The following is a 17,564-nucleotide window of genomic DNA, read 5'->3' on the forward strand; positions in this document are numbered from 1 at the left end:
ACAGCGTACCGATGTCCTTGTGGTTGGTCGCGAACAGCCAACGGCGCCAGCCGTGTGGGTGGTCGTGCGCGTGGTCGTCTCCATGACCGTGCGCCTGATCTTGCGGGTGCGTAACAGCGGTGCTCATCACAGAACTCCTTGGATTCGTTTCGTCACGCAGACGATCAATCAGCTTGCGCTGCGGTCTTGGGCCGCAGTCACTTGTTGGGTGGCCACCTTGCCGGCGGGCGCGGCCGCGGCGGTCTTGGCGCCGCCGCCTTCGGGCATCTTGCCGCCGCGAGCTTCCTTCACCTGGGTCGGCTGCAGCACGTCGTTGGTGTGATTGCCCCAGTTGTTGCGCTCATAGGTGATGACGGAGGCGATCTCCACATCGTTGAGCGCCGAGGCCCAGGGCGGCATCGCGGCCTTGCCATGCAGCACGATGCTCACGTGGTCGGCCAGCGGGCCGTTGGCGATCTTGGAGCCGTCCAGCGCCGGGAACGGACCGCCGCCCTTGCCGTTCGGCTGGTGGCAGACCGCGCAGTTGGCGGTGTAGACCTTCTCGCCACGCGTCTTCAGCTCGTCCAGCGTGTAGGTCTTGTTGGGGTCGTCCGCCTTGGCGGCCATGTCCTTCTTCTTGCCGTCGACCCACTTGGTGTAGTCGGCGTCGGACACCACGCGCACGACGATCGGCATGAAGGCGTGTTCCTTGCCGCACAGCTCAGAGCACTGGCCGCGGTACACGCCGACCTTCTCGGCCTTGAACCACGTGTCGCGCACGAAGCCCGGAATCGCATCCTGCTTCACGCCAAAGGACGGGATCGCCCACGAGTGGATGACGTCGTTGGCGGTGGTGACGATGCGCACCTTGCGGTTGACCGGCACGACTACCTCGTTGTCGACCTCGATCAGGTACGTGGTGCTCTTGGGCGCTTGGTTGTCGATCTGGTCGCGCGGGGTGGTGAGCGTGGACAGGAACGAGATGCCCTCGCCTTCGCCCTTGATGTAGTCGTAGCCCCACTTCCACTGGTAGCCGGTGGCCTTGATGGTGAGGTCGGAGTTGGTGGTGTCCTTCATCGCGACCACGGCGCGCGTGGCCGGCAGCGCCATCCCGATCACGATCAGGAACGGCACGATGGTCCAGATGATTTCAACCGTGGTGCTTTCGTGGAACGTCGCCGGCTTGTGGCCGAGCGATTTGCGGTGCTTGAGAATGGAGTAGAACATCACCCCGAACACGCCGATGAAGATCACGATACAGATGATCAGCATCATCCAGTGCAGCCAGTGGATCTCGGCGGCGATCTTGGTGACCGGAGGCGTGAGATTCAGTTGCAGCACCGCGGGGCCGCCCGGCATGTCTTCCACTGCCAGGGCCGTTTGACCGAAGGCGAGGAGCGAACCTGCCGCCAGCAAACTTGCCAATGTCTTATTCAACATTTTCATTTTTCGTTGTCCCACAATTTACAGATTCCACTCTGCCCCGGTGCGAGGCTCAAGGGACATGGGCTGGCGACCCAAGTCCCAAACACCGGGAAAGCTCGTCAGCGAGCCGCCGCCGGCCAGCAGGGTCGAGAAACCGCCCCACCCGCACAACGCGCCCGCTCGAACACAGCGCGACCTGCTCTCGCAGCGGGTCCCCAAGTTCCACCCGCAACCAGCGCGGATTGAACACGTGGCGCACCGACCGGCCAGCGCTCACCTGTTCGATCACGAGCGCATCGGCATCCAGCCGGATGCGCTCGTAGTCGGAGGCGTGCCGGGCATGGTACAGCAACGCCCATCCCAGGGCCGCGACCTCAAACCCCGAAAACGGCAGCACAAACCACGCCCCTTGCCACGCAAAGAACGAAGCGATCACGAACGAGAGGATGACAAACGAGAGATAGAACCAGCCGACCTGGCGGGGTGAAAGCGAAGTGCTTCGCTTCATGAGCCAGTTCTTCCGCGGCGGTTCCGGGATGCAGGAGGCGCCGCATGCTGGCTGGAGCGCAGTATCAACGCATACATTCGCAATGTCGTGCATTGAACCACTCCTGCCTCGGATGCATACCCGATCGGTTCGCCCGTGGCAAAAAACGGGAAAGGCCTTTAGGGGACTGCTGCGACAAACTGGCGCATTATATGGCCCGCATTGACCTCGAACAAGGCAAAGCGCTTTATGCAAGTCCCGGCTTGACAAGGTGCCGCCAAATGCCGTTGCGGCCCCGAAAAGCGCATCAGCTGCGCGGTTTGCGCCCGATCTGGTCGACGGAAATCACGGCCCGCCCCTGGTCGTCCAACGCCTGCTTTGCCGGCTGCGCCAGCTTCCAGGCGTGGCCGTAAACGATTTCGAAGGTGAGTGGAATCAAGCCGTCGGGGTTGCGCTGCGCATCGAGCGCATCGAACAGATCTTGGCGCCAGCGCGGTGTGTGCAGGCCGAGGCCGGCCAACGCGCGGCCCTCCGCATCCACCAGCCCTGCCATCCCGCCCAGCAGATGCACGTCGGCCAGCAGGGCCTGCGGCGTCTCATAGGTGATGGTGATCTGCTCCATGTCCATGACGGGCGTGGACCAGCGGCCCTCCACCAGCATGTCGCCAATGTCATGCATATCGACAAAGCGCAGCGTGTGCACGCCCGCGTCGATGCCGGCCAGCGCGCTGCGCAGCTCGCGCAGGGTGTCGGGGCCGAACAGGCTGAACATCAGCAGGCCGCCCTCGGCCGCCACGCGGTGCCATTCCGGGAAGATCGCGTGCGGCGACGGGTCCCAATGCAGCGCCAGGTTCGACCACAGCAGGTCGAACGACGCATTGGCGAACGGCAGTGCGCGGAAGTCCGCCTGGGCGAAATCGAAGACGGGGCGCTTGCGCAGCAACCGACCCAGCCAGCCGGCATCGGTGCGCTGCGGGTCGAGCTGCTGGGCGCGCGCCAGCATGGCGGCTGACCAGTCCAGCCCGCAGATCTGCGCGTCCGGATACTGCGCGCGCAGCACCGCCAGCCCTTGCCCGAGGCCGCAGCCCAGGTCCAGCGCACGCGCCGGGGCCAGCTTGATGTACGACAAGCGGTCCTGCATCCGCTCACCGACTTCGCGCAGCAGGAAATCCACCTGGGCGAAGCGCGCGGCGCGGCGGTCGAAGGCGCGCCGCAAGGCGGCAGGACGGGCGAGAACGGGGTCGGACATCACGAGATGAGGCTGTGCGGCGGCCGGTCAGTATACCGGGGCCCCGTTTCAGGCGCCGTCCGATGGCGCAGCGCCCGCAAATCGGCTCCGATGGCGGCTTTTGCCATGTCCCGCCACACCTTGCGACACCTACTGGGCGCCGGCCTGCGCCACCTGTTGCCGTGCGCTTGCGCGCTATGCGGCGCCATCCAGCGCGACCTCGTCTGCGCGGGCTGCCTCGCGGACATCGCTCCGCTGCTGGCGGGGCGCCGCTGCGTCCAGTGCGCGATACCGTTGTCCGCACGCCATCGCGCCCGCCACTGCGACGCCTGCCTGGCGGGCGCGCCCGACTACGATGCCACCGTCGCCGTCGCCGACTACGCCTGGCCGCTCGACCACCTTGTCACCGGATTGAAATTTCGCGCCCAACTGCCGCTGGCGGCATGGTTGGCCGAGCGGCTCGGCGAGGCGTTGCTCGCGGCGCCGGGTGCGCTGCCGGAACTGCTGCTGCCGGTGCCGCTATCCGCCCAGCGGTTGCGCTCGCGCGGCTACAACCAGGCGTGGGAGGTGACGCGACGGCTAGGCGTGCAGCTCGGCGTTCCGGCGAGCGTGAGCGTGCTGCACCGGCTGCGCGACAACCCCGCCCAATCCGCGCTCGATCGCGAGCAACGGCTGGAAAACCTGCAAGGCGCATTCCGCGTGGCCGACCCGGCCCGCATCGCCGGCCGCCACATCGGCGTGGTCGACGACGTGATGACCACCGGCGCCACCCTCGGCGAGATCGCCACGCAGCTCAAGCGCGCGGGCGCTGCGCGCGTCACCAACTGTGTCGTCTTGCGCACGCCCTAGCGCTGTGCTTGTGCGACATCATGTCGCGTCACCTGTGGCAAGGTGACAACCCTCATCAATCTAGATAAGCTCGCCGCCGAAAATTGTCTGTCCGCGTCGTCTGCCCGCACCCATGTTCAACGTCGTCCTCGTCGAGCCCGAAATCCCGCCCAATACGGGCAACGTGATCCGCCTGTGCGCCAACACCGGCGCGCAGCTGCATCTGATCGAACCACTGGGCTTTCCGCTCGAAGACGCGCGCATGCGCCGCGCCGGTCTGGACTATCACGAATACGCGACGATGCGCGTGCACGCCGACTGGGAAGCCTTCCTGCGCGACGCGCAGCCCGATCCGGCGCGCATGTTCGCGCTCACCACACGCGGCTCGACGCCGTTTGCCAGCCTGGCGTTCCAGCCGGGCGACTGGTTCGTGTTCGGTTCGGAAACGCGTGGGCTGTCGGAGCAGCGGCGCGAATGGTTTCCGCCCGCGCAACGCATCCGCCTGCCGATGCGGCCCAACAACCGCAGCCTGAACCTGTCGAACACCGTGGCGGTGGTGGTGTTCGAGGCGTGGCGGCAGAACGGGTTCGAAGGCGGCGTCTGAGGCGCCGCCCTCCTGCAAGGCTTAGCGCGCGGACTCGGACTTCGCGTCGCGCTGCAGCAGCCGGTCGACCGCGCGCGCCGGCGCAAGACCGTTGAAGAGCACCTCGCACACCGTAAAGGTGATCGGCATGTCCACGCCGTTGGCGCGCGCCAGGGCCGCGACCGCCTGGGCGCAGCGCACCCCTTCGGCCACGTGGCCGAGGTGCGCCAGGATTTCGTCGAGCGTGCGGCCCTGCGCGAGCTGCATGCCGACGGTGCGGTTGCGAGACAGGTCGCCAGTGGCCGTGAGCAGCAGGTCGCCCATGCCGGTCAGGCCCATGAAGGTTTCGGGGCGTCCGCCCAGGGCCAGCCCCAAGCGCGTCATCTCGGCCAGGCCGCGCGTCACCAGCGCGGCGCGCGCATTCAGGCCAAGACCCAGGCCATCGGCCGCACCGGTTGCGATCGCCAGCACGTTCTTCACTGCGCCGCCCACCTCTACGCCGACCAGGTCGTCGCTCGCGTAGACACGCATCGCGTGGTGGTGGAAGCCACGTTGCGTGAGCTTGCACAGCGCCTCACTGGTGGAGGCCACCGTCATCGCGCACGGCAACCCCTGCGCGACTTCCTTCGCAAAGCTCGGGCCGGACAGCACGCCCGTCGCGAGATCGATGCGCCCGGTCTGCGCCAGCACCTCGGCGACGATGGCATGGGGCAGCGCGCCGGTCTGCGGGTCGAAGCCCTTGCACAACCAGATCACGTTGCGCACGCCGCCGTGCGCGGCCACCGCACGCGTCATCTCCGCCAGCCCCGCGACCGGTGAGGCGATGATGGCCATTGCATCGTCACCTGCAGCATGGTCGAGTGCGGCCTGCAAATTGGCCTCGAAACGCAGCGCTGCGTGCAACGCCATGCCCGGCAGGTAGGCCTCGTTGACGTGCCCGGCGGCCATTTGCGCGACCAGAGTCGCGTCGCGACCCCACAGCACGACATCGTGCGATTGCGCGGCGTGGCTGGCCAGGGCGGTGCCCCAGGCGCCGGCACCCAGAACGGAAATTCGCATGCGCTTCAATTCGGTGTCAGTCCAGTCAGCCAAAAAAAATGCCCGCGCGAGCAGTCGGCCAGCGCGGGCATCAGGCGCGATGCGCCATCGTTCTTTAGTGCGTGGCCTTCGAGCCGTCCGGCATCACCAGACCGCTGTTGCCGGCAGCTTGCGCCTGCTCCATGGCGGCCGCCAGGCGTTGCTCGTACAGGGCCTGGAAGTTGATCTCGGCCAGGTGGATCGGCTGGAAGCCAGCGCGGCCGATGGTGTCGGCGATGTTCGAGCGCAGGTACGGGTACACGATGGTCGGGCAGGCGATGCCCAGCAGCGGGTCCATCTGCTCGGCCGGCACGTTGCGGATGTCGAAGATGCCGGCTTGCTTGGCTTCCACCAGGAAGGCGACCTTCTCTTGCACCTTGGTCGTGACCGTGCCGATCACCACCACTTCGAATACGCCCTCGGCCAGCTGCGCGGCGGACACGTCCACCTGCACTTCCACGGTCGGCTGTTCCTGCTCGAGGAAGATGTGCGGCGAGTTCGGCTGTTCCAGCGACAGGTCCTTCAGGTAGACGCGCTGAATGTTGAAGAACGGCTGGCCGTCCTGGCCCGGTTGCTGCTGTTGCTGGTCGCTCATGACTCGCCTTCGAAATAGTCGAAATAGGTGTGTGATCAGTGCGCGCCGGAGACTGCCCCGGGCGCAAGACGCGTATGGTACATGACGCAATGGCGCCCACCATGGGAGTGGGCCTAAAAGTACAACGCCCGGTCAAAGCCGGGCGCTGTGTGTGGCACGCATCCTGCCGGGTTATGCGGCCAGCAGCGGCACCAGTCCGCCTTCGCGGTCCAGCGCGGAGAGATCATCGAAGCCGCCGATATGGCGCTCGTCGATATAGATCTGCGGCACGGTGCGGCGGTTGGTGCGCGTCATCATCTCTTCGCGGCGGCCGGGCTCGCGGTCGATCAGGATCTTCTCGATCTGCTCGACGCCGCGCTGCTTCAGGAGTTTTTCCGCTGCCACGCAATAGGGGCAGACGGTGGTGCTGTACATGACCACGTGAGCCATAGAAACCTCGTTGTGCTTATTTGACGACCGGCAGGCCTGCCTGCTGCCAGGCGGCCAATCCGCCCTCGAGCGAATAGACCTCACTGTAACCGGCCTGCTTCAACACTGCTTGCGCCTTCCCTGCACGCTGGCCGGTCTGGCATACGAGGATGATGGGGGTCTCTTTGTTCTTTGCAAGGCCGGCGGCCTTGCCTTCCAACTCGCCGAGCGGCGCATGCTTCGCTTGCGGCAGGTGCCCGGCGGCGTATTCGGCACTCTCGCGCACGTCCACCACCACGGCATTGCGGCGGTTGATCATCTGGGTGGCGGCAGAAGCGCTCACCTTGGCACCGCCACCGCCGGCGATCAGGCGCTGGACGGAGGACCAGACCAGCAGCAGACCCGAAACGATGGCGACGGCAAGCAGGGCGAGGTTGTTGTAATCGGCGAAGAACTTCACGGTATCGGTTTCCTGGAATGGGCTGGCGGCCAGTGCGGCAGCCGACGCTGCGCGTCATCCGAACGATTCGGGGGCACAGCGCCGGCGGCATTATAAAATAACCGGTTTCGGCGGCCACACGATGACGCATCGACCGGGCCGCGTGCAGGTTTTCTCACTTCTCATCATGGCTGTCATGCATAAGCTTGTTCTCATCCGCCACGGCGAATCGACGTGGAATCTGGAAAACCGCTTCACCGGCTGGGTCGACGTCGACCTGACCGAGACGGGCGTCGCCCAAGCGCGCCAAGGCGGTCGCCTGTTGCGCGAAGCCGGCTTCACCTTCGACCTGGCCTACACCTCGGTGCTCAAGCGCGCGATCCGCACGCTGTGGCACGTCCAGGACGAAATGGACCTGATGTGGATCCCGACCCGCAACGAATGGCGCCTGAACGAACGCCACTATGGCGCGCTGTCGGGCCTGAACAAGGCCGAGACCGCCGCCAAGTTCGGCGACGAGCAGGTGCTGGTCTGGCGTCGCAGCTACGACACCCCGCCGCCCGCCCTGGAGCCTGGCGCCGAGAACGACGCCTTCGGCAACCCGCGCTACGCGGGCCTGTCGCGCGAGCAGGTGCCCCTGACCGAATGCCTGCAGGACACCGTGGCGCGCGTGCTGCCGCTGTGGGAAGAATCCATCGCCCCGGCCATCAAGAGCGGCCAGCGCGTGGTGATCGCCGCGCACGGCAACAGCATCCGCGCGCTGGTGAAGTACCTGGATGGCATCTCCGACGCCGACATCGTCGGCCTGAACATCCCCAACGGCACGCCGCTGGTGTATGAGCTGGACGCCAACCTCAAGCCGATCCGCCACTACTACCTGGGCGACCAGGAAGCGATTGCCGCATCGCTCGCCGCCGTGGCGAGCCAGGGCAAGTCGAAATAAAGCGTAACGGCGCAGGGGCACCTCAACGCCTTTATACTGTCGAAGCCTCAAAGCCCGGGACGTGCGCCAGCCGCCCCGGGCCAAGTTTATCTACCGTACCCACGTCCGCCCTCGACACATGCGAACTTCGCTCAAGAACATCAGCCTGATCGCCATCGGCCTCGTCACCGGGGTCCTGGCGACGCTCCAGCTTTCCGCCACCGCGCAGAACGCGACGGTCGGGCCGCTGCCGCTGGAAAAGCTCAGGCTCATGGCCGACATCTTTGGCCAGATCAAGCGTGAGTACGTCGAGCCGGTGGACGACGACAAGCTGCTGACCGAAGCCATCAAGGGCATGGTCGCCAGCCTCGACCCGCATTCGGCCTACCTGGACAAGAAAGACTTCCAGGAGCTGCAGGAAGGCACGCAAGGCCGCTTCGCGGGCCTGGGCATCGAGATCTCGCAGGAAGAGGGCCTGGTCAAGGTCATCAACCCGATCGAGGACACCCCTGCCTTCCGCGCCGGCGTGCAGCCGGGCGACCTGATCACCCGCATCGACGACAAGCCGGTGCGCGGCATGCCGCTGGAGCAAGCCGTCAAGCGCATGCGCGGGGCACCGGGTACCAAGGTCACGCTCACCATCTACCGCAAGAAGGAAGAGCGTACTTTCCCGCTCACCATCACCCGCGCCGAGATCCAGGTGCAGTCGGTCAAGGTCAAGATGCTGTCCGACGGCATCGCCTGGGTGCGCATCACCAGCTTCCAAGAACGCACCACGCCGGACCTGGCCAAGAAGCTGAACGACCTGGCGCGCCAGGACCCGCACCTCAAGGGCGTGATCCTTGACCTGCGCAACAACGGCGGCGGCGTGCTGCAGGCTGCTGTGGGCGTTGCCGCTGCCTTCCTGCCGCCGGACGTGACGGTGGTCTCCACCAACGGCCAGGTGCCGGACGCCAAGCGCGTGTACAAGGCCAACTTTGCCAACTACCGCCTGAGCAACTTCGACACCGATCCGCTGGTCGACCTCAACCCCGAGTTCAAGACCGTGCCGATCGTGGTGCTGACCAATGCCTACACGGCGTCGGCATCGGAAATCGTGGCGGGCGCGCTGCAGGACCACCACCGCGCCAAGACGATGGGCAAGACCTCCTTCGGCAAGGGCTCGGTGCAGACCGTGCGCCCGCTGTCGAACGACACCGGCATCAAGCTGACGATCGCGTACTACTACACGCCGTCGGGCAAGTCGATCCAGGCCAAGGGCATCCGCCCGGACATCCCGGTCGACCAGAACCCCGAAGGCGATCCGGACGACGCACTGATCACCCGCGAGATCGACACCGAGCACCACCTGCACAACAAGCAGGAGTCGGAAGAGCCGGAGATGACCGAGCGCGAGAAGCGCCGCGTCGAAGAGCTGCGCCGACTGGAAGAAGAAAACGCCAAGAAGACGCCCGAGCAGCGCGAGAAGGAACGCAACAAGAAACCGATCGAGTTCGGCTCGACCGACGACTTCATGCTGCAGCAGGCGATCGCCGACCTGAAGGGCCAGCCGGTCAAGCGTTCGAAGTCGGTGCTGGAAACGGTGGCGACGTCGGACAAGGCGGCCAAGCCGGGCAAGGCGTCGACCGACGCCGCGCCCAAGGCCAAGCCGGCCGCACCGGCGGTTCCCGCCAGCGGCGTGACCCCGCTCCCGGAACCGACCGGCACGCGCTGATCCGCCACGCGTCGGCAGACGCGCTAAGCTTGCAAGGCCGTGCGACGCACGGCCTTTTTCATTCTCACCGCGCCATGAACGACGACCAACTGCTGCGCTACTCCCGCCATATCCTGCTCGACGAGATCGGCATCGAGGGGCAGACGCGGCTGCTCGCCGCGCATGCGCTGGTGATCGGCGCCGGCGGCCTGGGTGCGGCAGCCCTACCCTACCTGGCGGCAGCCGGCCTCGGCACGCTCACCATCGTCGACGACGACACGGTCGACCTGACCAACCTGCAGCGTCAGATCATCCACACCACCGCATCGGTCGGGCATCCCAAGGTCGAGTCGGCACAACAGGCGATTGCGCGGCTGAACCCGGAGGTGCGCGTGCACATCGTGCAGCGCCGGCTCGATGCGGAGGGCATCGGCGCACTGCTCGACGGCGTGACGGTGCTGCTGGACTGCTCCGACAACTTCGCCACGCGCCAGGCCGCCAACCTGGCCTGCGTGCGGGCTGGCGTGCCGCTGGTGTCGGGCGCGGCCATCCGCTTCGATGGGCAGATCAGCGTGTTCGACAGCCGTGCCGGCGGCCCCTGCTACGGCTGCCTGTTCCCGCCCGACGAGCCGGCGCCTGACGTGGCCTGCGCCACCATGGGCGTGTTCGCGCCGCTGGTCGGCATGGTCGGCACGGTGCAGGCGGCGGAAGCGCTCAAGCTGGCGGCGGGCATCGGCCGTTCACTCGCCGGGCGCCTGTTGATGCTCGATGGGCTGTCGATGGAGTGGACGACGATGCGCGTGGCACGCCAGCCTTCGTGCCCGGTCTGCGGCGCAATGCACGGAAACTCGAACTGAGCCCGCACTGAACCGCGCCGCACGCAGACAACAAAAAAGGAGGCCGAGGCCTCCTTTCTCTTTGCGCGTCCGGCGAACTTACTCGCCTTCCGGCTCCATCTGCGACTGCAGGTAGTTCTGGATACCGACCTTCTCGATCAGGTCCAGCTGCGTTTCCAGCCAGTCGATGTGCTCTTCGGTGTCGTCGAGGATCTCGACGAAGATCTCGCGGCTGACGTAGTCGCGGACCGACTCACAGTAGGCGATTGCCTCGACCACCGTGGTGTGCGCGCCCTTCTCCAGCTTCAGGTCGCACTCGAGCATTTCCTTGGTGTCCTCGCCGATCATCACCTTGCCGAGGTCCTGCAGATTGGGCAGGCCGTCGAGCATCAGGATGCGTTCGATCAGGCGGTCGGCGTGCTTCATCTCGCCGATGGACTCTTGGTATTCGTGGTCGCCGATGCGCTTGAGCCCCCAGTGGCGATACATGCGCGCGTGGAGGAAATACTGGTTGATCGCCGTCAGCTCGTTCTTGAGCTGGGCGTTCAGATGGGCGACGACCTTGGGGTCCTTCGGTTTTTTTGCCATGCTTCGGGCTCCTGCAAGTGGAGGACGCACGCACGCGTCCGTTCAAGGCGAGCCCTGTGCCTGAGCCAACAACACATGCCGCCGAGGCGGGCGCCCGGGCGGCAAGTCGCGGCAGAAAAACAGACGGGGGGATCAGGCGGCCAACGCGCGGGCCATCACGGCCTGGTCATTGGCGACGGGCTCGTCGCGACGCTCGATTATGGCATGCGTGCTGGCACGGCCCAACACTTGATCAATAGGAATGCAGCTCACCGCTTCGGCGAGCACCTGCTTGGCGCAGTCCCGGCATTGTCCGCAGCAGGTGCCCACGCCGAGCGTGTCAGCGAGTTCGTCCATCGTCGAGACGCCCAGACGGGCGGCGCCATGGATTTCGCGGTCGGTCACTTGGTTGCAGATGCAGACGTACACGGGGGTTCCTCCAGCAACGCTCAGAACGCGCTGCCGGACCAGAATAGCAGAGAATGGAAATGAGAACAATTCTTGTTCGACCCCATAACGCAGGCAGGGATATGGGGGTGCACGCAAGCCGTCTTTTCACGGAAAAACGTGCAATTTCAATCACTTAGAATGCGAAAGCGTCGGCCGCAGCGACGCGCCGGCGCAACGGCAAGCGCGAGTCAGGCGCGCGCCAAAGCGCCGAGGGCGTCCTGGATCTCGGTGGGCTCGCAGGCGTGCAGGAGACGGTCGACTTCGCGCATCAGGCGGGGCCGGTCGGCACGCAAGATCTGCTGCTTGACGCTCAGCAACTGCGCCGGCTGCATCGAGAATTCCGTCAGCCCCATGCCGAGCAGCAGGCGCGTCATGGCGGCATCCCCTGCCATCTCGCCGCACACCGAGACCGGCACACCGGCATGGTGCGCATCGCGGATGGTGCGCCCGATCAGTTGCAGCACAGCCGGATGCAGCGGGTCGTACAGATGCGCAACGGCATTGTCGGCGCGGTCGATCGCCAGCGTGTACTGGATCAGGTCGTTGGTGCCGATCGAGAGGAAATCCATGCGGCGCAGGAACACCGGCAGGATCAGCACAGCGGCCGGGATCTCGATCATGGCGCCGACCTTGATGGTCGCGTCGAACGGCAGGCCGTCGGCTTCGAGCGAGGCCTTGGCGCGTTCGAGCAGATCCAGCGTCTGGTCGATCTCGCGGGCGTGCGCGAGCATCGGCACGAGAATCTTCACCGGCCCGAAGGCCGATGCGCGCAGCAACGCCCGCAGCTGCGTGAGGAACATGGCCGGCTCCGACAATGACCAGCGGATCGCACGCAGCCCCAGCGCCGGGTTGGGCGCGGTCTCGAACTGGTCGTCGCGGATGTCGAGCGGCTTGTCGGCGCCGATGTCGATGGTGCGGATGGTGACCGGCAGCCCCTTCATCGATTCGACCGCCGTGCGGTAGGCGCGGAACTGCTCTTCCTCGTCGGGCAGCGCGCCGCGCCGGTTCATGAAGAGGAATTCGGAACGGAACAGGCCCACGCCCACGGCGCCGGCGGACAGCGCAGCAGCGGCGTCCTCCGGCATCTCGATGTTGGCAAGCAGGTCGATCTGCGTGCCGTCGAGCGTGACGGTGGGGGTGTGGCGCAGGCGCTCGAGGCGCTTCTTCTGCAGCTCGCCCTCGCTGCGGCGATGACGGTATTCCTCGAGGATGGGCGCGCTCGGGTCGACGATGACGATACCGTTGTCGCCGTCGATGATGATGCGGTCGTCCTGGCGGATCAGGGTGCTGGCGTTGTGCACGCCCACCGCCGCCGGGATGTCCAGGCTGCGCGCGACGATGGCGGTGTGCGAGGTGCGCCCGCCCGTGTCGGTGACGAAGCCGGCGAAGGTCTGGCCGCGGAACTGCAGCATGTCGGCCGGCGCGATGTCGTGTGCGACGACGATCATGCCGGCGTCCGGGTCGCAGCCCGCCGACACCGGCGCAGGTGCCAGCACCGGCGCGCCGGCCAGCACCTTGAGGATGCGCTCGACCACCTGCTCGATGTCGGCCTTGCGCTCGCGCAGGTAGGCGTCCTCGATCTCGCCAAACTGGCGGATCAGCTCTTCAAGCTGCGTGGTCAGCGCCCACTCCGCGTTGTAGCGGCGCTCGCGGATCAGCTTCTCCGCCGCCAGCGACAGGTGCGGATCGTCGACGAACATTGCGTGCACGGCCAGGAAGGCGCTCAGCTCCTCGGGCGCGTCAGCGGGCAATTCGCGCTTGAGCGTCACCAGCTCGGCACGCACCGTGGCGCGGGCCGCGCGCAGGCGCTCCACCTCGGTATCGAGCTTGTCTTCGTCGACGAGGTAGTGCGAGACATCCAGCGCCGCGCGCGCCAGCATGTGGGCACGCCCGATGGCGATGCCGCGCGAAACCGGGATGCCGTGCAGGGTGAATGGCATAGGAGCGCCGTAGAGAAACTTGCTTATTCGCCTTCGCCGAAGCGGTCGTTAATGAGTGCGACCAGGCCTTCCATGGCGTCATGCTCGTCGGGGCCTTCGACCTCCAGCGAAACGGTGGAGCCGATGCCTGCTGCCAGCATCATCACGCCCATGATGCTCTTCGCATCGACCTGGCGGCCGTTGCGCGACATCTTGATGTGGCTGTCGAACTTGCTGGCGAGCTGCGTGAGTTTGGCGGAGGCGCGAGCGTGCAGCCCGAGCTTATTGATGATGGTGATATCCCTCTGCAGCATATTTGTCCGGATGGTTGGCAACCTGGTTCTGAACGGCCGTCGAGCCGACCTGCAGTACGCCTTGCGCACCGCCGGCCAAGGCCTTGGTGGCGAGCTGATCCAGCTTCTCGGTGCGGTAGCAGATGGCGCGCACCAGCATCGGCAGGTTGACGCCGGCCAGCACGCGCACGCGGCCCGGATCGGCCAGACGCGAGGCGATGTTGGCGGGCGTGGCGCCGAAGATGTCGGTGAGCACCAACGCGCCGTTGTCCTCCACCAGCGTGTCGAGCTGGGCGCGCGCCTGCGCCAGCACAGCAGCCGGCTCGGCATCGGGCAAGACGTCGATCGCTGCCAGCCGTTCGGGCTGGCCGCAATACACGTGTGCCGCGCAATCTCGCAACGCGCTGGCCAGCGGCGCGTGCGCGATGATCAGAATCCCTGCCATGATCGAAAAGCGAATCGGTGTGAGACCAATTGTATCAGGGCAGGTTGCGCCATTTGTGGCCCGATGTGGCGGTTCTGCCCCCAGAGGGGGATGCCTGCCCGCAGGGCACCTCAGGCCTGCTTGCGCCCCAGCCCGCTGGTCTTGCCCGCCGCCCGCTCCAGCGCATCAATGAACATGCCGGCGACGTTGAAGCCGGTCTGCTGCGTGATTTCCTGGAAGCAGGTCGGGCTGGTGACGTTGACCTCGGTGAGGTAGTCGCCGATCACATCCAGGCCGACCAGCAGCAGGCCGCGCTGCCACAGGATCGGCGCCAGTGCATGCGCAATCACCTGATCGCGTTCCGACAGCGGCTGTGCGCGACCCGTACCGCCCGCCGCCAGGTTGCCGCGCACTTCGCCCGCCTGCGGCACGCGCGCCAGGGCATGCGGCACCGGCGAGCCGCCGATCAGCAGGATGCGCTTGTCGCCGTCGCGGATGGCCGGGATGTACTGCTGGGCCATGATCGTGCGCGCGCCGTTATCGGTGAGCGTCTCGATCGTGGCGCCCAGGTTCATGCCGTCCGGGCCGATGCGGAAGATGCCGGCGCCGCCCATGCCGTCCAGCGGCTTGAGGATCACGTCGCCCTGCTCCGCATGAAAATCGCGGATGCGCCTGGCATCGCGCGTAACGATGGTCGGCACCGTGAACTCGCGGAACTGCGCGATCGCCAGTTTCTCGGAGTGGTCGCGGATCGCCTGCGGCTTGTTGAACACGCGCGCGCCCTGGCGCTCGGCCAGCTCCAGCAGCCAGGTGCTGGTGACGTATTCCATGTCGAACGGCGGGTCCTTGCGCATCACTACGGCGTCGAAGCCGGTGAGCGGCAGCAGGCGCGGGTCACCGGCGCGGTACCAGTCGTGGCCGTCGTCCTCATTGCCGGTCAGGGCGATGGGCGTGGTGACGGCCTCGACCACGTTGCCCGACAGCGTCAGCTGCGACTGCAGGCAGGTGAAAAGGGCATAGCCGCGCGCCGTCGCCTCGCGCATCATCGCGAAGGTGGAATCCTTGTAGATCTTGAACGTTGACAGAGGATCGACGATGAACAGGATACGCATGAGGACTCCAGGGACTGCAAACGGCGATCAGATCAACGGATTCGGGTCGGTCTTCTCGAGCTCGAGCGACGCGGCCAGCAGGGCCAGGCGGGCCACCACGCCATACATATAGAAGCGGTTCGGCTCGCCCGAGCCGGGCTTGACGTGGCTGTCCGGCAGCGAGTTCGAGGCGAACGGCAGCGGCACGAAATGCATGCCCGGCGCGTTCAGATTCTCGTCCACGCCGCGACCCGTGTGTACCCGGTAGAACCCGCCGACCACGTAGCGGTCGATCATGTACACAACCGGCTCGGCCACCGCCTCGTTGATCTTCTCGAAGGTGTGCACGCCTTCCTGCACGATCACTTCGGACACCTCGAGGCCTTCCTTGACCACGCTCATCTTGTTGCGTTCCTTCCGGTTCAGGCCCCGAACCTCGGACGGATCGCGCACGGTCATGATGCCCATGCCGTAGGTGCCGGCATCGGCCTTGACCACCACATAGGGCGTCTCGTTGATGCCGTATTCCTTGTATTTCTTGGCAGTCTTCTTGAGGATGGTCTCGACGGCGTGGGCGAGTTCGTCCTCACCGGTGCGCTCGTGGAAGTCGATGCCGTTGCACTTGGTGAAGTACGGATTGACCATCCACGGGTCGATGTCGATCAGCTTGGCAAACTTCTTGGCCACCTCGTCGTACGCCGCGAAGTGGTTGGTCTTGCGCCGCTGCGACCAGCCCGCATGCAGCGGCGGCAGCAGATATTGCTCGTGGATGTTCTCGAGGATGGGCGGCACGCCGGCCGACAGGTCATTGTTCAGCAGGATCGAGCATGGATCGAAGTCGTCCATGCCCAGGCGGCGGTCCTTGGTGCCGATGCGCTTGATCGGCTCGACCACCAGGCGCTGGCCGTCGGGCAGGTCGATCGGCGTGGGTTCGGTGATGTCTTCGGACAGCGAGCCCAGGCGCACATTCAAGCCGGCCTGGCGCATGATCTGCGACAGGCGCGCCACGTTCTGCAGGTAGAACATGTTGCGCGTATGGCGCTCGGGGATCAGCAGCAGGTTCTTGGCGTCCGGGCAGATCTTCTCGATCGCGGCCATGGCGGCCTGCACGGCCAGCGGCAGCATCTCGGGCGCCAGGTTGTTGAAGCCGCCGGGGAACAGGTTGGTGTCGACCGGCGCCAGCTTGAAGCCGGCGTTGCGCAAATCGACCGAACAGTAGAACGGCGGGGTATGTTCCTGCCATTCCAGGCGGAACCAGCGTTCGATGGCGGGCGTGGCGTCGAGAATCTTCTGCTCGAGCTCCAACAGCGGCCCGTTCAGCGCGGTGATCAGGTGCGGAACCATACCCTTCCTATTGATGTAATTTATCGCCCACTCCGATTGTAGAGGAATGGACAATTGCTTGCAGACGGCGGAGGTCTATCGATATGTGGTCGCCGCGCCGTTCTGCAAGGGGGAGGGGTACGAGCGTCACATGGCGTGACGACAGCGGTGTTGCCAGCGCTCAAAAAACGCAGACAAAAAAAAAAAGCGCGGGGCTGCCGCGCTTGGGGAATAGCCTGACAGATACGGGGAGCGTTCTGCAGGTGGAGGAAACCACGTGTGCAATGTAAGCGTCCGCATAACGTCAGGCAATTGAAGCTTTTTAAGATCGGAGTTAAGGCACGTCCGGTCGGGGTGACAAAAAAACCCGGCGCGCGGCCGGGTTTTTCGTGAAATGCCGCGATGGATGCTCAGTCTTCGTAGGCGGTTTCGCCGTGGGACGTGATGTCCAGGCCTTCGCGCTCCTCTTCTTCCGGCACGCGCAGGCCGATGATCGCGTCGACGATCTTGTACGAGATGAAGGCCACCACGCCCGACCAGACGATGGTGGTCAACACGCCCTGCAGCTGGATCCACAGCTGGCTGCCGATCGAGTAGTCGCCCACCTTGTTGGCGACGTAATCGTAGACGCCGGTGCCGCCCAGGCTCGGGGCCGCGAACACGCCGGTCAGCAGTGCACCCAGGATACCGCCCACGCCGTGCACGCCGAACACGTCCAGCGTGTCGTCCATGCCCAGCATGCGCTTGAGGCCGTTCACGCCCCACAGGCACATCAGGCCGGCGATGATGCCCAGCGCGATCGAGCCCATCGGGCCGACGTAGCCGGCGGCCGGGGTGATCGCCACCAGGCCGGCGACGGCACCCGACGCGGCACCCAGCATCGACGGCTTGCTCTTGCCAACCCACTCACCCACGCTCCACGACAGCACGGCGGCGGCGGTGGCCAGCAGCGTGTTGACGAAGGCCAGCGCGGCGCTGCCGTTGGCTTCCAGGGCCG

19 protein-coding genes and 1 pseudogene are annotated in these 17,564 nt (G+C 65.9%); 5 read left to right on the forward strand and 15 right to left on the reverse strand.

Features of this window, described 5'->3' with window-relative positions:
• Window positions 1–168 precede the first annotated feature (168 nt).
• The 3 genes from coxB to QZ609_RS14805 all read right to left on the reverse strand — a co-directional run bounded on the left by coxB (window position 169) and on the right by QZ609_RS14805 (window position 3,140).
• Window positions 169–1,425, reverse strand: coding sequence for a cytochrome c oxidase subunit II (gene coxB, locus QZ609_RS14795; RefSeq protein WP_295496181.1), 1,257 nt, complete (start codon window positions 1,423–1,425; stop codon window positions 169–171).
• A gap of 49 nt (window positions 1,426–1,474) precedes the next feature.
• On the reverse strand, window positions 1,475–2,005 hold the full coding sequence (locus QZ609_RS14800; protein WP_365901637.1) for a DUF2244 domain-containing protein: 531 nt from the start codon (window positions 2,003–2,005) through the stop codon (window positions 1,475–1,477).
• A 193-nt stretch (window positions 2,006–2,198) separates the two neighbouring features.
• Entirely contained in the window at window positions 2,199–3,140 is a 942-nt protein-coding gene (locus tag QZ609_RS14805; protein ID WP_295496187.1) for a methyltransferase domain-containing protein, read from the reverse strand.
• A gap of 105 nt (window positions 3,141–3,245) precedes the next feature.
• On the opposite strand from QZ609_RS14805, the gene QZ609_RS14810 reads away from it, so the two are divergent.
• The gene (locus QZ609_RS14810) at window positions 3,246–3,968 is read left to right on the forward strand and encodes a ComF family protein (RefSeq protein WP_295496189.1); all 723 of its coding nucleotides are present in this window, start codon (window positions 3,246–3,248) and stop codon (window positions 3,966–3,968) included.
• A 112-nt stretch (window positions 3,969–4,080) separates the two neighbouring features.
• A complete protein-coding gene (gene trmL, locus QZ609_RS14815; protein WP_295496191.1) occupies window positions 4,081–4,551 on the forward strand; it encodes a tRNA (uridine(34)/cytosine(34)/5-carboxymethylaminomethyluridine(34)-2'-O)-methyltransferase TrmL in 471 nt (156 codons plus the stop codon).
• A gap of 21 nt (window positions 4,552–4,572) precedes the next feature.
• On the opposite strand, the gene QZ609_RS14820 is transcribed toward trmL, so the two are convergent.
• The 4 genes from QZ609_RS14820 to QZ609_RS14835 form a co-directional block, all read right to left on the reverse strand.
• Window positions 4,573–5,589: an NAD(P)H-dependent glycerol-3-phosphate dehydrogenase gene (locus QZ609_RS14820; RefSeq protein WP_295496194.1), complete on the reverse strand. Its 1,017-nt coding sequence runs from the start codon at window positions 5,587–5,589 to the stop codon at window positions 4,573–4,575.
• Window positions 5,590–5,683: 94 nt separating this feature from the next.
• Window positions 5,684–6,202, reverse strand: coding sequence for a protein-export chaperone SecB (gene secB / locus QZ609_RS14825; protein WP_295496198.1), 519 nt, complete (start codon window positions 6,200–6,202; stop codon window positions 5,684–5,686).
• A 171-nt stretch (window positions 6,203–6,373) separates the two neighbouring features.
• Entirely contained in the window at window positions 6,374–6,631 is a 258-nt protein-coding gene (gene grxC, locus QZ609_RS14830) for a glutaredoxin 3 (RefSeq protein WP_295496201.1), read from the reverse strand.
• Window positions 6,632–6,647: 16 nt separating this feature from the next.
• Entirely contained in the window at window positions 6,648–7,070 is a 423-nt protein-coding gene (locus QZ609_RS14835) for a rhodanese-like domain-containing protein (protein WP_295496204.1), read from the reverse strand.
• A 175-nt stretch (window positions 7,071–7,245) separates the two neighbouring features.
• Here QZ609_RS14835 and gpmA point away from each other — a divergent pair, with 175 nt between their 5' ends.
• The 3 genes from gpmA to moeB all read left to right on the forward strand — a co-directional run bounded on the left by gpmA (window position 7,246) and on the right by moeB (window position 10,521).
• Window positions 7,246–7,992, forward strand: coding sequence for a 2,3-diphosphoglycerate-dependent phosphoglycerate mutase (gene gpmA / locus QZ609_RS14840; protein WP_295496206.1), 747 nt, complete (start codon window positions 7,246–7,248; stop codon window positions 7,990–7,992).
• A 118-nt stretch (window positions 7,993–8,110) separates the two neighbouring features.
• Window positions 8,111–9,685, forward strand: coding sequence for a S41 family peptidase (locus tag QZ609_RS14845; RefSeq protein WP_295496209.1), 1,575 nt, complete (start codon window positions 8,111–8,113; stop codon window positions 9,683–9,685).
• A 74-nt stretch (window positions 9,686–9,759) separates the two neighbouring features.
• Window positions 9,760–10,521, forward strand: a complete 762-nt coding sequence (gene moeB / locus QZ609_RS14850) for a molybdopterin-synthase adenylyltransferase MoeB (RefSeq protein ID WP_295496211.1) — start codon at window positions 9,760–9,762, stop codon at window positions 10,519–10,521.
• Window positions 10,522–10,599: 78 nt separating this feature from the next.
• On the opposite strand, the gene bfr is transcribed toward moeB, so the two are convergent.
• From bfr to QZ609_RS14890, 8 genes and pseudogenes are all read right to left on the reverse strand, one after another.
• On the reverse strand, window positions 10,600–11,088 hold the full coding sequence (gene bfr / locus QZ609_RS14855) for a bacterioferritin (protein ID WP_295496215.1): 489 nt from the start codon (window positions 11,086–11,088) through the stop codon (window positions 10,600–10,602).
• 132 nt (window positions 11,089–11,220) lie between these two features.
• Window positions 11,221–11,496 (reverse strand): bacterioferritin-associated ferredoxin, encoded by a 276-nt coding sequence (locus QZ609_RS14860; RefSeq protein WP_295496218.1) that lies wholly within the window; start codon window positions 11,494–11,496, stop codon window positions 11,221–11,223.
• 209 nt (window positions 11,497–11,705) lie between these two features.
• Window positions 11,706–13,457, reverse strand: coding sequence for a phosphoenolpyruvate--protein phosphotransferase (gene ptsP / locus QZ609_RS14865; protein ID WP_295496221.1), 1,752 nt, complete (start codon window positions 13,455–13,457; stop codon window positions 11,706–11,708).
• A 23-nt stretch (window positions 13,458–13,480) separates the two neighbouring features.
• Window positions 13,481–13,750, reverse strand: a complete 270-nt coding sequence (locus tag QZ609_RS14870; RefSeq protein ID WP_295496223.1) for an HPr family phosphocarrier protein — start codon at window positions 13,748–13,750, stop codon at window positions 13,481–13,483.
• Entirely contained in the window at window positions 13,719–14,174 is a 456-nt protein-coding gene (locus QZ609_RS14875) for a PTS sugar transporter subunit IIA (protein WP_295496225.1), read from the reverse strand. The genes QZ609_RS14870 and QZ609_RS14875 overlap by 32 nt, the downstream gene beginning before the upstream one ends.
• A gap of 110 nt (window positions 14,175–14,284) precedes the next feature.
• Entirely contained in the window at window positions 14,285–15,265 is a 981-nt protein-coding gene (gshB, locus tag QZ609_RS14880) for a glutathione synthase (RefSeq protein WP_295496228.1), read from the reverse strand.
• 27 nt (window positions 15,266–15,292) lie between these two features.
• Window positions 15,293–16,588 (reverse strand): glutamate--cysteine ligase, encoded by a 1,296-nt coding sequence (gshA, locus tag QZ609_RS14885; RefSeq protein ID WP_295496231.1) that lies wholly within the window; start codon window positions 16,586–16,588, stop codon window positions 15,293–15,295.
• Window positions 16,589–16,977: 389 nt separating this feature from the next.
• A pseudogene (locus QZ609_RS14890) lies at window positions 16,978–17,564 on the reverse strand (ammonia channel protein); the annotation flags it as partial.

The sequence above is a fragment of the uncultured Ralstonia sp. genome, from assembly GCA_913056305.1.
In the GTDB taxonomy this organism is placed as follows: Bacteria; Pseudomonadota; Gammaproteobacteria; order Burkholderiales; family Burkholderiaceae; genus Ralstonia.

What these genes read in the sequence shown, in the direction of transcription:
- QZ609_RS14810 (WP_295496189.1), top strand. Translation starts at nt 3,246, where the DNA reads ATGTCCCGCCACACCTTGCGACACCTACTGGGCGCCGGCCTGCGCCAC.
- QZ609_RS14800 (WP_365901637.1), bottom strand. Translation starts at nt 2,005, where the DNA reads ATGCACGACATTGCGAATGTATGCGTTGATACTGCGCTCCAGCCAGCA.
- bfr (WP_295496215.1), bottom strand. Translation starts at nt 11,088, where the DNA reads ATGGCAAAAAAACCGAAGGACCCCAAGGTCGTCGCCCATCTGAACGCC.
- grxC (WP_295496201.1), bottom strand. Translation starts at nt 6,631, where the DNA reads ATGGCTCACGTGGTCATGTACAGCACCACCGTCTGCCCCTATTGCGTG.
- gshB (WP_295496228.1), bottom strand. Translation starts at nt 15,265, where the DNA reads ATGCGTATCCTGTTCATCGTCGATCCTCTGTCAACGTTCAAGATCTAC.
- ptsP (WP_295496221.1), bottom strand. Translation starts at nt 13,457, where the DNA reads ATGCCATTCACCCTGCACGGCATCCCGGTTTCGCGCGGCATCGCCATC.
- QZ609_RS14820 (WP_295496194.1), bottom strand. Translation starts at nt 5,589, where the DNA reads ATGCGAATTTCCGTTCTGGGTGCCGGCGCCTGGGGCACCGCCCTGGCC.
- trmL (WP_295496191.1), top strand. Translation starts at nt 4,081, where the DNA reads ATGTTCAACGTCGTCCTCGTCGAGCCCGAAATCCCGCCCAATACGGGC.
- moeB (WP_295496211.1), top strand. Translation starts at nt 9,760, where the DNA reads ATGAACGACGACCAACTGCTGCGCTACTCCCGCCATATCCTGCTCGAC.
- gpmA (WP_295496206.1), top strand. Translation starts at nt 7,246, where the DNA reads ATGCATAAGCTTGTTCTCATCCGCCACGGCGAATCGACGTGGAATCTG.
- gshA (WP_295496231.1), bottom strand. Translation starts at nt 16,588, where the DNA reads ATGGTTCCGCACCTGATCACCGCGCTGAACGGGCCGCTGTTGGAGCTC.
- QZ609_RS14875 (WP_295496225.1), bottom strand. Translation starts at nt 14,174, where the DNA reads ATGGCAGGGATTCTGATCATCGCGCACGCGCCGCTGGCCAGCGCGTTG.
- coxB (WP_295496181.1), bottom strand. Translation starts at nt 1,425, where the DNA reads ATGAAAATGTTGAATAAGACATTGGCAAGTTTGCTGGCGGCAGGTTCG.
- QZ609_RS14870 (WP_295496223.1), bottom strand. Translation starts at nt 13,750, where the DNA reads ATGCTGCAGAGGGATATCACCATCATCAATAAGCTCGGGCTGCACGCT.
- QZ609_RS14845 (WP_295496209.1), top strand. Translation starts at nt 8,111, where the DNA reads ATGCGAACTTCGCTCAAGAACATCAGCCTGATCGCCATCGGCCTCGTC.
- QZ609_RS14805 (WP_295496187.1), bottom strand. Translation starts at nt 3,140, where the DNA reads ATGTCCGACCCCGTTCTCGCCCGTCCTGCCGCCTTGCGGCGCGCCTTC.
- secB (WP_295496198.1), bottom strand. Translation starts at nt 6,202, where the DNA reads ATGAGCGACCAGCAACAGCAGCAACCGGGCCAGGACGGCCAGCCGTTC.